Genomic DNA, 13853 nt, shown 5'->3' with positions numbered 1-13853 from the left:
ACCACCCGCAGGAGGATCACAGCGTGACCACCCCTTATCCGTTCACCGCGATCGTGGGGATGCCGGACCTGCGACTCGGGCTGCTCCTCAACGCCGTGAACCCGGCCATCGGCGGCGTGCTGGTCCGCGGCGAGAAGGGCACCGCGAAGTCCACCGCCGTCCGGGCCGTGGCGGCGCTGCTGCCGCAGCAGGACGTCGTCTCCGGCTGCCGGTTCGGCTGCGACCCGCAGGCACCCGACCCGCGCTGCCCCGACGGGCCGCACGGCGTCGCGGCCGCCGAACACCGCGCGGCCGCCCTGGTGGAGCTGCCCGTCGGCACGTCCGAGGACCGGCTGATCGGCGCCCTCGACATCGAACGCGCCCTGGCGGAGGGCGTACGGGCCTTCGAACCGGGGCTGCTGGCGAAGGCGCACCGCGGCGTGCTGTACGTCGACGAGGTCAACCTCCTCCAGGATTTCCTCGTCGACTCGCTCCTCGACGCGGCCGCGATGGGCGTGGTGCACGTCGAACGCGAGGGCGTGTCGGTGCGGCACGCGTCGCGGTTCCTGCTGGTCGGGACGATGAACCCGGAGGAGGGCGAGCTGCGTCCCCAGCTGCTGGACCGTTTCGGGCTCACCGTCGAGGTGGCGGCGTCCCGCGAGACGGAGGAACGGGTCGAGGTGGTCCGGCGCCGTCTCTCCTACGACGCGGACCCGGACGGCTTCGGCGCGCGCTGGGCCGACGAGGAGGAGACGCTGCGCGACCGGATCGCCGCCGCCCGGTCCCTGCTGCCCACGGTGACGCTGGACGACGCTGCGCTGCGCCGGATCGCGGCGACCTGCGCCGCGTTCGAGGTCGACGGCATGCGCGCCGACATCGTGATGGCGCGTACCGCAGCCGCCCTGGCCGCGTGGGACGGCCGCACCGACGTACGGGCCGAGGATGTACGGCAGGCGGCACTGCTGGCGCTGCCGCACCGGCGCCGGCGCAACCCGTTCGACGCGCCCGGCCTGGACGAGGACAAGCTGGACGAGACGCTGCGGGAGCACGGGGACGACGACGGGCCGGACGGCGATCCCGACCCCGATCCGGACCCGGGCGGACCCGACGGCGGCTCCGGCGACGACAGCCCGGACGACGGCGGACGGCCGCCCCGGGGCGGCACGGACGAGCCGGGCGTACCGGAGCAGCGCGCGAAGAACACGCGGGACGCGCCCGCGCACCAGGCCGCGTCGCCCGACCAGGAGGCTTCCGAACAACCGACGTCGCCCGAACAGCAGGCGCCGCGGCCGCAGTCCGGAGCCCAGCCCGGCGAACGCCCGCCCGCACGCGCCTCGGAGCCGTTCCGCACCCGGGTCCTGACGGTGCCGGGTCTCGGCGAGGGCGCGGCCGGGCGCCGCTCGCGGGCACGGACCGCGCACGGCCGCACCTCCGGCGCGCGCCCCCCGCGGGGCGCCCTGACGGCTCTGCACCTGTCCGCCACCGTGCGGGCCGCCGCGCCGCACCAGCGGACGCGGGGCCGCAGCGGTCCGGGGCTGCTGCTGCGCCGCGAGGACCTGCGCGAAGCCGTACGCGAGGGCCGCGAGTCGAACCTCGTGCTCTTCCTGGTGGACGCCTCCGGTTCGATGGCCGCACGGAAGCGGATGAGCGCGGTCAAGGGTGCCGTGCTGTCCCTGCTGCTGGACGCCTACCAGCGGCGGGACAAGGTCGGCCTGATCACCTTCCGCCGCGCCGGCGCCGAGGTCGCACTGCCGCCGACGTCGTCGGTGGACGCGGCCGCCGCGCGGCTGGAGTCGCTGCCGACGGGCGGGCGTACGCCGCTGGCCGCCGGGCTGCTCACGGCCCGCGAGGTACTGCGGGTGGAGCGGCTGCGCGACCCGGCGCGCCGCCCGCTGCTGGTCGCCGTGACCGACGGCCGTGCCACTGGGGGACCCGAGCCCGTCCGACGCGCGCGGCGCGCGGCCGGACTGCTGGCGGCGGAGGGCACCGCGTCGGTCGTCCTGGACTGCGAGACGGGCCCCGTCCGGCTCGGTCTGGCCGCCGAACTGGCCACGGCCCTGAGCGCGGAGGCCGTCACGCTCGACGACCTGCGGGCCGACGCCGTCACCGGTCTGGTGCACGCGCTGCGCGACACGGCGGGAACCGTTCCGACTCCTAGGAGGGCCGCCTGATGCCGAAGGGACAGCCGGACGTCGTTCCGGACGACGGACTGACCACCCGCCAGCGGCGCAACCGGCCGCTGCTGGCGGTGCACACCGGGACCGGCAAGGGGAAGTCGACGGCCGCGTTCGGCATGGCGCTGCGCGGCTGGAACCAGGGGTGGCCGATCGGGGTGTTCCAGTTCGTGAAGTCGGCCAAGTGGAAGGTCGGCGAGGAGCGGGCGCTGCGGGTGCTGGGCGACTCCGGCGAAGGCGGCACGGTCGACTGGCACAAGATGGGCGAGGGCTGGTCGTGGATCCGGCGGGACACCTCGCTGAGCAACGAGGACGCGGCCCGGGAGGGCTGGGAGCAGGTACGGCGCGACCTGGCGGCGGAGACCTACCGGCTGTACGTCCTGGACGAGTTCGCCTACCCCCTGCACTGGGGCTGGGTGGACGCCGCCGAAGTGGTCGAGGTGCTGCGGGACCGGCCCGGCTTCCAGCACGTGGTGATCACCGGCCGGAACGTGCCGCAGGACCTGCTGGGCGCGGCGGACCTGGTCACCGAGATGACGAAGGTGAGGCACCCGATGGACGCCGGGCAGAAGGGCCAGAAGGGCATCGAGTGGTGAGGGCATGACCGAGGTACCGCGCCTGGTCGTCGCGGCGCCCTCCTCCGGTGCCGGCAAGACGACGTTCGCCACCGGGCTGATGGCGGCCTTCCGGGAGCGGGGGCTGGAGGTCTCCCCGCACAAGGTCGGTCCCGACTACATCGACCCCGGCTACCACGGTCTCGCCACCGGGCGGCCCGGCCGCAACCTGGACGCCTATCTGTGCGGCACCGATCTCGTCGGACCGCTCTTCGCCCACGGCGCGGCGGACGCCGATCTCGCCGTCGTGGAGGGCGTGATGGGCCTCTACGACGGCGCGTCCGGGCAAGGCGAGCTGGCGTCCACGGCACAGGTGGCCAAGCTGCTGCGGGCACCGGTCGTCCTGGTGGTGGACGCCTCCGCGCAGTCCCGGTCGGTGGCGGCTCTGGTGCACGGCTTCGCGTCCTGGGACCCGCAGGTGCGGATCGGCGGCGTGGTGCTGAACCGGGTGGCCTCCGACCGGCACGAGCGGCTGCTGCGGGAGGCGCTGGACCACGCGGGGGTACCGGTGCTCGGGGCGCTGCGCCGTTCGGACGCGGTAGGCACCCCGAGCCGCCACCTCGGCCTGGTACCGGTCGCCGAACGCCGGGCCGACGCGTTCCAGTCGGTGGCCGCACTCGCCGAACGGGTGCGGCTCGGCTGCGATCTGGAGGGCCTGCTGGCGCTGGCACGCAGTGCTCCCCCGCTGGACGTTGCCCCGTGGGACGCGGCCGCCGCGGTGGGTACGGCCCCGGTGGGGCCCCACGGCCCGGGTGCGGGCGGTCCGGATCCGGTGGCCGACGGCACGCGCCCGGTGGTGGCGGTCGCCGGAGGCCCGGCCTTCACGTTCTCCTACACCGAGCACGCCGAACTGCTGCACGCGGCGGGCGCGGAGGTGGTCGTCTTCGACCCGCTGCGGGACGAGGCGCTGCCGCCCGGCACGCGCGGCCTGGTGATCGGCGGCGGCTTCCCCGAGATGCACGCCGCCGACCTGGCCGCCAACACGCCGCTCCGCCACGCCGTCGCGGCGTTTCGCGGGCCGGTGGCCGCCGAGTGCGCCGGACTGCTCTACCTGGCGCGGGAACTGGACGGCCGCCCGATGTGCGGCGTGCTGGACGCGTCGGCGGAGATGACCGGCCGGCTGACGCTCGGCTACCGCGAAGCGGTGGCGCTCGGGGACAGCGCGCTGGCGGCGGCCGGTACCCGGGTGCGGGCGCACGAGTTCCACCGCACCGCCCTCGTCCCCGCAGCGGGGCCCGCCCCCGCCTGGGGACTGGTGCGGCCCGCCGAACAGGCCCGCCGCACCGAGGGTTTCGTCCAGTGCCACGTGCACGCCTCCTACCTGCACGTGCACTGGGCTGGGACGCCGGAACTGGCCCGCCGGTTCGCCGAGCGGTGCGCGCGGTGGTGACCCACCGCCCCACGCCCGTGGGCCGGGTGACCGTCGGCGTCGGCGCCCGGCACGGGGCGACGCCGGAGGAGGTGTGGGAGGCGGTCACCCGGGCGCTGCGGGAGGCGTCCACGGACGGGCCGGTGGGCGTCGCCGCCCTGGCCACCGTGAACGTACGGGCCGGCGAGCCCGGGCTGCTCGCCGCCGCGCGGCGGCTCGGGGTGCCGCTCCGGGCCTATCCGGCGGACGCCCTCGCCGCCGTCCACGTCCCGCACCCCTCCCGGGCGGCCCGGGAGGCGGTGGGCACGCCGTCGGTCGCCGAGGCGGCGGCGCTGCTGGCCTCGGGCGAGGGGGCACGGCTGCTGGTGGCGAAAGGCACCGCGGCGGCGTCGCGCTCCGGCCCGGGCGGGCCCGCCCGGGCCGGAGCGCGACGCCGTGGCCCGGCCGCCGGGCGGGCCACGGGCGCAAGGCCGCGTTCGGCGGTGACACCCGGTGGCGGGAACCCGGGCGTTCCGCGGCGTGAGGCAGCCGCCCATCCGGACGGCCCTGGGCGACGAACCATCCAGGGCGGTGAGTAACGTCTCACCAGCAGCGCACCGAGTCCGCGACACCCGAGGAGCACCCGTGACAACCCCGCCCGCACTTCTCCTGGTCGGCCACGGCCCTCAGGACGACGACGGTGCCGACGCCTTCCGTTCGCTGCTGTCCGAACTGGCCGCCCGCAACCCGGATTTTCCCGTCGTCGGCGGTTTCGGGAAACAGTCGCCGCCGCCGCTCGACGGGGTGGTCACCGACCTCGCGGAGGCGGGCGCCACCCGGGTGGTCGCTCTGCCGCTCACGCTGGCGCCGGCAGGCGACTCCGACCGCGCCCTGGAGGCGGCGCTGGCCCGCGAGGAGGAGCTGCGCGACGGGGCGTCGTACCTCTGCGCACGTCCTCTCGGGCCCGAACCGGCTTTGCTGGACGTGCTGGAGCAGCGGCTCGACGAGGCTCTGGGAGGTTCGGCGCGCACGCCCGCGGACCGTGCCGCCACGACGGTGCTGCTGGTCGGCCCCGGTGCTGCCGATCCGGCGGCCAACGCCGAGGTGCACCGCGCGGCACGGCTGCTGTGGGAGGGCCGCGGCTACGGCGGCGTGGAGACGGCGTTCGTGTCGCACGCGGCACCAGATGTGGCGTCCGGCCTGGACCGCTGCCGCGCGCTGGGCGCGCGGCGCATCGTGGTGCTGCCGTACTTCCTCTTCCCCGGCACGCAGCCCGCGCGCATCAGGCTCCAGACCGAGGGCTGGGCCGCGGTGCACCCCGAGACCACGGTGGTGAGCGCCGACGTGATCGGCTCCGGTGGAGCACCCGCCGGACTGGCCGGACTGGTGGAGAAGCGCTACCGGGAGGCGGTCACGGCGGCACCCGAGACGCGGTGCGGCAGCTGCGGCGCACGGGTGCCCCGTCGGCGCCGCTCGGTGGAGGCGGACGCCTCGGAGCGGAACTCCGGGCATGCCGACGCCCACTGACGGTCCGGACCGTCCGGTCCCTCGGGACCGACTGCCCCCGCAGGGCCGGGCCCACGAGGTGGACCTGCGGCACCACGGCGACGCGGAGACCCGTGACGAGGGCGCGGCCCTGACCGACCTCGCGGTCAACGTCCGGGCGGGGACCCCGCCGGAGTGGCTGCGGACCCGGATCGCCGCCTCGCTGGACGGGCTGGCGGCCTATCCGGACGGACGGGCGGCCCGGCGCGCGGTGGCGGCCCGGCACGGGCTGCCGACCGAATGCGTCCTGCTGACCGCGGGCGCGGCGGAGGCTTTCGTGCTGGTGGCACGGGCGCTGGCGGGTGGTCGGCCGGTCGTGGTGCACCCGCAGTTCACCGAGCCCGAGGCCGCACTGCGGGACGCCGGCCGCCCCGTCGCCCGCGTGCTGCTGCGGCCGGAGGACGGCTTCCGGCTCCGCGCGGGGGACGTGCCCGCGGACGCGGACCTGGTGGTGGTCGGCAACCCCGTCAACCCGACCTCGGTCCTGCACCCGGCCGACGTGCTGGAGGAACTCGCCCGGCCCGGCCGCACGCTGGTCGTCGACGAGGCGTTCATGGACGCCGTGCCGGGCGAACGCGAGTCGCTGGCGCCGCTGGTGGGCCGACTGCCGGGACGGCTGGTCGTCCTCCGGAGCCTGACCAAGACCTGGGGCCTTGCCGGGCTGCGGGTGGGATATGTACTCGCCGGCCCGGAAGACGTACGCCGGCTGGCACGGCACCAGCCGCTGTGGGCGGTCTCCACCCCCGCGTTGGCCGCGGCAGAGGCCTGCTGCGCACCGGAGGCACTGGAAGAGGCCGAAGCCGCGGCGAACCGTTTCGCGGAAGACCGCGCCCACCTGACCGCGCGGCTGGCCGCGCTGCCGCCCGAGCGTCGCATGGTGCCGGTCGAGCCCGCGGCGGGCCCGTTCCTGCTCGTACGGCACCCCGACGCGGTCGGCGTGCGGGAGCGGCTGCGGGCCCGCGGGTTCGCGGTGCGCAGAGGCGACACGTTCCCGGGGCTGGGCCGGGAGTGGCTGCGGATCGCGGTCCGCGACCGCGCCACGACCGACCGGCTCGTCACTGCCCTCGCCACGCTGTAGGAGAGCCACCCCGGGCGCGGGTCTCCGGCCCTCCTCCCCGCACGTCCGCCCTTGCCTGCCAGTCGTCGCGGCCCGAGAAAAGCCGCCGGACTGGGCCTAGTTGTGTTGTTCGGTGAGGTTGGTGGCGCGGCTGGCTGGCATGGCACTTCGCCGCGTTGTCGCATCGCGCGAGTACGGACAGGTACGAGCTGCGACCCTCCGCCTGCGATGCGTCCCCACGGTCCTGGCGGACCTGGGGAGACCCCATGCACCAGACGCCGCGAGCTTTCCGGCAAACCTTCCCGGCCACAGCCCTAGCCGCGGCGGCGTAGGGCGAAGACCGTCGCGGCGCCTGCGGCGAGCAGCACCGCCGCGCCGCCGACGAGGTAGTGCGTGGCCGGATCGCCTCCTGTGGCGGCGAGTTCGGGACCGGCGGGCCGCTTCTCGCCGGGCACCGTCTGCGTCTGCGGATCCGGCTCTTCCTCCGCCTCCGGCGCCGGCTCGTCGCGCGGCGCGGGCGGCGCGGTGCAGGTCGCCTCCGCGACCGTGAGCGTGCCGGCGACCTCCGCGACGCCGAGGTCCAGCGGGTCGACTTCCACGGACAGTTCGAGCGCCGTGGCGGCGGCCGTACGCGAGGTCGTGTCGGTGCGCGACAGTTCGAGCCGCACCTCGCCGACGCCGGGAACCGTCACCACCGTCGGGCCGCCTGCGGTCAGGGTCACCCGCTTGCCCAGCGCCCGCACGCTGCCGAGCACGTTCGCCTCGGCGACGGGACGTTCGCCGGCCGCGCACTCCACCCGCGCGGTGACCTTCTCCAGTTCGACCACGGAGAGCAGCGGCAGCCCCGGTACGTGCACCCTGGCGTCGGCCAGGGTGACGGCACCCCAGCTCTTCGACGCGTCGTGTCCCGCCTCGGCGTCTGCGACCTGTGCCCGGAGCACGCTGAAGGGCTCGCCGCCCTGCACGCCGTCGAGCCGCGCCGTGAGCGCCGTGCGGCGTTCGGTGCCACCACCGTCCCGGGTGGTGACCTCGTTCAGGGTGCTGGTCAGCGGGACGTCGACGGTCTTGTTCAGCAGCCCGACGTCGAGCGCGGCGCGGAGCACGGTGGCGCTCGCGGCGCCCTCGTCCCCCGCCCGGCGGCCGTCGTCGCTGCCCGTGGCATGCGCGGGTGCGGTGCCGGCCGACACCAGGACGGCGGCGGCGAGCAGACTGCGTGCAGCTGTGTTCACGGTGTGAAACCCCCACGAAGGTGCTGGTGTCAACCGGCACACCCCTCCGGGGGTCGCTCGTGCCGGTGACGGAGACCAGCACATCGTTGACGCACACCGGTCACCCGAGAGGCGCAAGAGCAGAGATTCACCCACACGTGGGGCTTGTGGACGTATGCACGATTCTTCCGTCGCCGCGGTCTTCCCCCCGCCCCTGCCGTCTCCGCCGCCGCTACTGGATGATGCGTCCCCGCAGCACCACCCGGCGGGGCCCGGCCAGCACCCGCACGTCCTCCCGGGGGTCGGAGTCGTACAGCACCAGGTCGGCCGGGGCGCCTTCCTCCAGGACCGGCCGGCCCAGCCACTCGCGTGCGCCCCAGGTGGTGGCGGACAGCGCGGCCAGCGGCGGGATGCCCGCCTTGACCAGTTCCTCGACCTCCCTGGCCACCAGACCGTGCGGCAGCGCGCCCCCGGCGTCCGTGCCGACGAAGACCGGGATGCCGGCGTCGTAGGCGGAGCGGACGGTGTCGTAGCGGCGGGCGTGCAGCCGTCGCATGTGGTCCGACCAGCGGGGGAACTTGGCCTCGCCCCCGGACGCCAGGTGCGGGAAGGTCGCGATGTTGACCAGCGTCGGCACGATGGCGACGCCCCGTTCGGCGAACAGCGGGATGGTGTCCTCGGTCAGCCCGGTGGCGTGCTCGATGCAGTCGATCCCGGCCTCCACCAGGTCCCGCAGCGAGTCCTCGGCGAAGCAGTGGGCGGTCATCCGGGCCCCCTCGGCGTGCGCGGCCTCGATCGCCTCCTCCACGGCCCAGCGCGGCCAGCACGCCGAGAGGTCGCCCTCGGTGCGGTCGATCCAGTCGCCGACGATCTTCACCCAGCCGTCCCCGCGCCGGGCCTCGCGCCGGATGTAGGCGGCGAGGTCTCCCGGTTCGATCTCGTGGGCGTAGTTGCGTATGTAGCGTCGGGTCCGGGCGATGTGCCGGCCGGCCCGGATGATCCGCGGCAGATCCTCGCGGTCGTCGACCCAGCGCGTGTCCGAGGGCGACCCGGCGTCGCGGATCAGCAGGGTGCCCGCCTCCCGGTCGGCCAGCGCCTGCTTCTCCGAGGTGGAGTCGTCCACCGGGCCGTGCGCGTCCAGGCCCACGTGGCAGTGTGCGTCGACCAGGCCGGGAAGGGCCCAGCCGTAAACCACGACGGGCTCCAGGCCCGACCCTGCGGCGGGGGGCTCGTAGGTGACGCGGCCGTCCACCGCCCACAGTTCGTCCCGTACGTCCTCGGGGCCGGCCAGGATCCGCCCCTTGATGTGGAGAATTCCGCGGTCGCTCATGTCCGCACTGTACGAGGAGCCTGCTACGCTCCAGCACCCATCGGGCGCGGATGAACCGTCACCCTCGGTTTCACGGGGCTCACGACAAAAGATTCGGACACAATCCGGACTTGATTATCGCGCGTAGCCATCCATATTCTTCTGCCCGCTTTTTCCCTTCTCAAACATTGAGATTTATCCCTTCACCGAAGCCGCAATTCCGGGGTGCCCCGGTCAGTCGTTATGCCAATGTGACAGACTCCACAGGCGGGACACTTCGCCCCGCCATACCCGACATGAACTGGCAAAACGTCGCACAGGCGCGGAGAGGCTCGCGGGCGCGCGATACCACATCACAGCACCCTTGTGAACCCTTTTCCGCGATGCGGTTTCAGATTCTCCTCGGTAAATTTGAATGCCATGACCGCCGCACAAGCAGACCATGCACGTGCCCCTAGCGATTTCCTGGAAATGCCGGAGGGACTGAAGCTCGACATTCCTCGACTGGAGGACGGAGCCGCGATGTGGCGCATCGCCCGCGACTCCCGGACGCTCGATCTCAACTCCTCCTACAGCTACCTGCTGTGGTGTCGCGACTTCGCCGACACCTCGGTCGTGGCCAGGGACGCGGGCGGCGACCCGGTCGGCTTCGTGTCCGGCTACCTCCGCCCCCGGAGCCCCCGGACCCTCGTGGTCTGGCAGGTCGCCGTCGACGAGGCGCAGCGCGGGCGAGGGCTCGCCGCCGCGATGCTCGACGGGCTGAGTTCCCGGGTGGCGGCGACACTGGGCATCGACGGGATCGAAACCACGATCACGCCGGACAACACCGCATCCAACCGCCTGTTCAGCCGTTACGCCGAGCGGCACAGCGCACCGCTGGAGCGCGAGGTGCTCTTCGAGGCCGGGGTCTTCCCCGACGAGGGGCACGACTCCGAGGTGCTCTACCGGATCGGCCCGGCCCCTTCGCTCGTGGCGCTCGGACAGGCCGCGGGTGGGCGTCCCTGACGTTCGCACCGCACGGCCCGACCACCGACGACCCCTCTGCCCACTCCTTCAGACTTCCTCACTCTTCACGCGACACACTCCCAGGAGCATGCTGTGACCATCACCCCGCCCGACCTCAGTGTCTTCGAGACCGTGGAGTCGGAGGTGCGCAGCTACTGCCGTGGCTGGCCCACTGTCTTCGACCGCGCACAGGGCGCCCACATGCACGACGAGGACGGCCACACCTACCTCGACTTCTTCGCCGGGGCCGGCACGCTGAACTACGGCCACAACAACCCGGTGCTGAAACGTGCCCTCATCGACTACATCGAGCGTGACGGCGTCACGCACGGTCTCGACATGTCGACGGCCGCGAAGCGCGCCTTCCTGGAGACCTTCTCCGAGACGATCCTCAAGCCCCGCGGCCTGAACCACAAGGTCATGTTCCCGGGGCCGACCGGCACCAACGCCGTCGAGGCCGCGCTGAAGCTGGCCCGCAAGGTCAAGGGCCGCGAGTCGATCGTGTCGTTCACCAACGCCTTCCACGGCATGTCGCTGGGCTCGCTGGCCGTCACGGGCAACGCGTTCAAGCGAGCCGGCGCCGGCATCCCTCTGGTGCACGGCACGCCGATGCCGTTCGACTCCTACCTGGACGGCGAGTACCCGGACTTCATGTGGTTCGAGCGGCTGCTGGAGGACTCCGGTTCCGGCCTGAACAAGCCGGCCGCAGTGATCGTCGAGACGGTGCAGGGCGAGGGCGGCATCAACGTCGCCAACGCCCACTGGCTGCGCGCCCTGTCGGACCTGTGCGAGCGGCACGACATGCTGCTCATCGTGGACGACATCCAGATGGGCTGCGGCCGGACCGGCGGCTTCTTCTCCTTCGAGGAGGCCGGCATCAAGCCGGACATCATCACGCTGTCGAAGTCCATCGGCGGCTACGGCCTCCCGCTGGCCCTGACGCTGTTCAAGCCCGAGCTGGACGTCTGGGAGCCCGGCGAGCACAACGGGACCTTCCGTGGGAACAACCCGGCGTTCGTGACCGCCACCGCGGCGATCGAGACCTACTGGAACGACGCGCAGCTGGAGAAGCAGACGCTCGCCCGCGGCGAGCACGTCGAGGTGGCCCTGCGGGCCATCGCCGAGGAGCATCGGGACGCCGTCGCGGACGTCCGCGGCCGCGGCCTGGTGTGGGGCATGGAGTTCCACGACAAGCCCAAGGCGAACCTCATCGCCAAGCGCGCCTTCGAGCTCGGTCTGCTGATCGAGACCTCCGGCCCGGAGAGCGAGGTCGTCAAGCTGCTGCCGTCGTTGACCATCACCACCGAGGAGCTGGACGAGGGTCTGCGGATTCTGGCGCGCGCCGTCCGTGAGACCGTCTGACCACCTCAGCCCCGGCCCGCCCCGCGCATGCGGGGCGGGCCGCCCCCTTGACAGCCATCACCCGAGAAAGGCACCACCGCAGTGATCGTTCGTTCGTTCGAGGACATCGAGGGCACCGACCGCGACGTGAAGTCCGCCTCCGGCACCTGGCGCAGCAAGCGCATCGTGCTGGCCAAGGAGCGGGTCGGGTTCTCCCTGCACGAAACAGTGCTCTACGCCGGCACGGAGACCTCGATGTGGTACGCGAACCACATCGAGGCCGTGCTCTGCGTAGAGGGCGAGGCCGAGCTCACCAACGACGAGACCGGCGAGAAGCACATGATCACTCCCGGCACGATGTACCTGCTCGACGGGCACGAGAAGCACACGGTGCGTCCGAAGACGGACTTCCGCGTGATCTGCGTCTTCAACCCGCCCGTCACCGGCCGTGAGGACCATGACGAGAACGGCGTGTACCCGCTTCTCACCGAGCCCGCCGACGGCTGAGTAGTCCCCGGACGGGTCAGGGGAGTGTTTTCTGGCCCATCCGGGTCACTCGGTTCATCCGCCCGACAGAAAGGGCCGTACGAGAGGAGAGGAAGGCAACACCATGACCACCGCACCCGAGCGCAGCATCGCCGACCTGTACCCGACCCGCGGCGCCACCGAGGTGGCGACTCCGCGCATGGATCCCGTCGTGTGGTCCGCACCGGGTACGCCGGGGCCCATCGAGGCCGCGGACCTGGCGAGCTACGAGCGGAACGGGTTCCTGGCGATGGACCGTCTCATCACCCCCGATGAGGTGGACACTTACCGCCGGGAACTGGAACGGCTCACCTCGGATCCGGTAATGCGTGCGGACGACCGCTCCATCGTGGAGCCGAAGTCGCAGGAGATCCGGACCGTGTTCGAGGTGCACAAGATCAGCGAGGTCTTCGCCCGTCTCGTGCGGGACCCGCGTGTGGTGGGCCGTGCCCGGCAGATTCTGGGGTCGGACGTCTACGTCCACCAGTCCCGGATCAACGTCAAGCCGGGCTTCGGTGCCACGGGCTTCTACTGGCACTCCGACTTCGAGACCTGGCACGCGGAGGACGGTCTGCCCAAGATGCGGACCGTCTCGGTCTCGATAGCCCTGACCGAGAACTACGACACCAACGGCAGCCTGATGATCATGCCGGGGTCTCACCAGACCTTCCTCGGCTGTTCGGGCGAGACGCCGGAGGACAACTACAAGAAGTCGCTGCAGATGCAGGACGCGGGCACGCCCTCGGACGAGGCCCTCTCCAAGTTCGCCGACGCACACGGCATCGAGCTCTTCACCGGCAGGGCCGGCTCGGCGACCTGGTTCGACTGCAACTGCATGCACGGCAGCGGTGACAACATCACTCCGTACCCGCGGAGCAACGTCTTCATCGTCTTCAACAGTGTGGAGAACGAGGCGGTGGAGCCCTTCGCGGCGCCGGTACGGCGGCCGGAGTACATCGGAGCGCGCGACTTCACCCCGGTGAAGTGACGTCCCAGTAGCGGCGGCGGGGGCGAGGCACGCACTCGGTCTCGCCCCCGCCGCCGTGCGTGCGGCGCCCGCTCAGGCCGGCCGGGACCGTCGCAGGGGCACCTCGCATCGGTCGGAGAACCCCTGACCGCTCAGGCCGAGCGCGGCGTTCAGGCGCGACCGCTGGTTCTCCACCGCCACCATCAAGGCCAGCTCGACGAACGCCGGCTCACCCAGCCGCCGCACCAGTTCGGCGGCCATGGCGTCGGTGACGGCCGGCTCGGTCTCCGTCATCGCCTCGGCGAACTCCATCACGAGCAGTTCCCGTTCGGTGAACAGCTCACGGTGTTCGCGCCACTCCGGCACGTACTGCACCTTGTCCATCGGGAGCCCCTTCTCCGCAGCGTCCCAGTGGCCGAAGTCCACGCACCACGAGCAGCCGATCCGCACCGCGGACACCATGACGGCCAGGTGCTTCAGGGCGGGATCCAGCTCCTTCCAGCCTGCGAGCCGCTGCTCGAAGCGGCCCCCGTCCCGCAGCGCACGGGGGTGGTGGCCCATGGCGCTGATCGGGTCGAGGACCTTCCCGTAGGTGCGGCGCGAGTACCACCGGGCGATGCGTACGGTGAGCGTGCGCGGCGGGTCGAGCGAGATGCGGGCCATCTCCATGCCTCCTTCGACGGTTCTCGGAGCGTCTCTCCACCCGTACGACGGACCGAGGCCCGCGGAATGTGACATCCGCACCGGTTCTCTCCCGCTCCGGCCCACGAAGGAGTCACCG

The 13853-nt window shown here is 72.8% G+C and carries 13 protein-coding genes; 10 read left to right on the top strand and 3 right to left on the bottom strand.

Going from position 1 to position 13853, the window contains the following annotated elements:
* Nucleotides 1–23 precede the first annotated feature (23 nt).
* The 6 genes from E4198_RS22365 to cobC are packed head-to-tail and all read left to right on the top strand — an operon-like array spanning nt 24 to nt 6738.
* A complete protein-coding gene (locus E4198_RS22365) occupies nt 24–2150 on the top strand; it encodes a putative cobaltochelatase (RefSeq protein WP_136184732.1) in 2127 nt (708 codons plus the stop codon).
* Nucleotides 2150–2749: a cob(I)yrinic acid a,c-diamide adenosyltransferase gene (gene cobO / locus E4198_RS22360; RefSeq protein WP_136184731.1), complete on the top strand. Its 600-nt coding sequence runs from the start codon at nt 2150–2152 to the stop codon at nt 2747–2749. Before E4198_RS22365 ends, cobO begins: the two co-directional genes overlap by 1 nt.
* A 4-nt stretch (nt 2750–2753) precedes the next feature.
* Nucleotides 2754–4157: a cobyrinate a,c-diamide synthase gene (locus E4198_RS22355; RefSeq protein WP_136184730.1), complete on the top strand. Its 1404-nt coding sequence runs from the start codon at nt 2754–2756 to the stop codon at nt 4155–4157.
* Nucleotides 4154–4714 carry a cobalamin biosynthesis protein gene (locus E4198_RS22350; protein ID WP_247597798.1) on the top strand — a complete coding sequence of 187 codons (561 nt, stop codon included), beginning with the start codon at nt 4154–4156 and terminating at the stop codon, nt 4712–4714. Before E4198_RS22355 ends, E4198_RS22350 begins: the two co-directional genes overlap by 4 nt.
* Before the next feature lie 46 nt (nt 4715–4760).
* Nucleotides 4761–5642 (top strand): sirohydrochlorin chelatase, encoded by an 882-nt coding sequence (locus tag E4198_RS22345; protein ID WP_136184728.1) that lies wholly within the window; start codon nt 4761–4763, stop codon nt 5640–5642.
* A complete protein-coding gene (gene cobC, locus E4198_RS22340) occupies nt 5626–6738 on the top strand; it encodes an Rv2231c family pyridoxal phosphate-dependent protein CobC (RefSeq protein ID WP_136184727.1) in 1113 nt (370 codons plus the stop codon). The genes E4198_RS22345 and cobC overlap by 17 nt, the downstream gene beginning before the upstream one ends.
* A gap of 293 nt (nt 6739–7031) precedes the next feature.
* Here the strand turns inward: cobC and E4198_RS22335 are convergent, their stop codons facing one another.
* Both E4198_RS22335 and E4198_RS22330 read right to left on the bottom strand, forming a co-directional pair.
* Nucleotides 7032–7946 (bottom strand): SCO1860 family LAETG-anchored protein, encoded by a 915-nt coding sequence (locus E4198_RS22335; RefSeq protein WP_247597797.1) that lies wholly within the window; start codon nt 7944–7946, stop codon nt 7032–7034.
* Between the two features lie 211 nt (nt 7947–8157).
* A complete protein-coding gene (locus tag E4198_RS22330) occupies nt 8158–9255 on the bottom strand; it encodes an amidohydrolase family protein (protein ID WP_136184725.1) in 1098 nt (365 codons plus the stop codon).
* Nucleotides 9256–9705: 450 nt separating this feature from the next.
* Between E4198_RS22330 and ectA the strand changes: the two genes are divergently transcribed.
* From ectA to thpD, 4 genes are all read left to right on the top strand, one after another.
* A complete protein-coding gene (ectA, locus tag E4198_RS22325) occupies nt 9706–10239 on the top strand; it encodes a diaminobutyrate acetyltransferase (RefSeq protein ID WP_136184724.1) in 534 nt (177 codons plus the stop codon).
* Nucleotides 10240–10332: 93 nt separating this feature from the next.
* On the top strand, nt 10333–11601 hold the full coding sequence (gene ectB, locus E4198_RS22320) for a diaminobutyrate--2-oxoglutarate transaminase (RefSeq protein WP_136184723.1): 1269 nt from the start codon (nt 10333–10335) through the stop codon (nt 11599–11601).
* Nucleotides 11602–11682: 81 nt separating this feature from the next.
* A complete protein-coding gene (locus E4198_RS22315; RefSeq protein WP_136184722.1) occupies nt 11683–12087 on the top strand; it encodes an ectoine synthase in 405 nt (134 codons plus the stop codon).
* A gap of 103 nt (nt 12088–12190) precedes the next feature.
* Complete coding sequence (gene thpD / locus E4198_RS22310; RefSeq protein ID WP_136184721.1) at nt 12191–13093, top strand: ectoine hydroxylase; 903 nt, start codon at nt 12191–12193, stop codon at nt 13091–13093.
* A gap of 72 nt (nt 13094–13165) precedes the next feature.
* On the opposite strand, the gene E4198_RS22305 is transcribed toward thpD, so the two are convergent.
* Nucleotides 13166–13741 (bottom strand): carboxymuconolactone decarboxylase family protein, encoded by a 576-nt coding sequence (locus E4198_RS22305; RefSeq protein ID WP_348771318.1) that lies wholly within the window; start codon nt 13739–13741, stop codon nt 13166–13168.
* Between the last annotated feature and the right edge of the window lie 112 nt (nt 13742–13853).

This window comes from Streptomyces sp. RKND-216, from assembly GCF_004795255.1.
Lineage (GTDB): Bacteria > Actinomycetota > Actinomycetes > Streptomycetales > Streptomycetaceae > Streptomyces > Streptomyces hazeniae.
Note: the sequence above shows the minus strand (reverse complement) of the source record. Positions and strands in the feature narration are given on the sequence as shown.

Bases quoted from the DNA above. Each gene is read 5' to 3' on its own strand.
- cobC (WP_136184727.1), top strand. From the start codon at position 5,626: ATGCCGACGCCCACTGACGGTCCGGACCGTCCGGTCCCTCGGGACCGA.
- cobO (WP_136184731.1), top strand. From the start codon at position 2,150: ATGCCGAAGGGACAGCCGGACGTCGTTCCGGACGACGGACTGACCACC.
- E4198_RS22330 (WP_136184725.1), bottom strand. From the start codon at position 9,255: ATGAGCGACCGCGGAATTCTCCACATCAAGGGGCGGATCCTGGCCGGC.
- thpD (WP_136184721.1), top strand. From the start codon at position 12,191: ATGACCACCGCACCCGAGCGCAGCATCGCCGACCTGTACCCGACCCGC.
- ectA (WP_136184724.1), top strand. From the start codon at position 9,706: ATGCCGGAGGGACTGAAGCTCGACATTCCTCGACTGGAGGACGGAGCC.
- E4198_RS22305 (WP_348771318.1), bottom strand. From the start codon at position 13,741: ATGGAGATGGCCCGCATCTCGCTCGACCCGCCGCGCACGCTCACCGTA.
- E4198_RS22355 (WP_136184730.1), top strand. From the start codon at position 2,754: ATGACCGAGGTACCGCGCCTGGTCGTCGCGGCGCCCTCCTCCGGTGCC.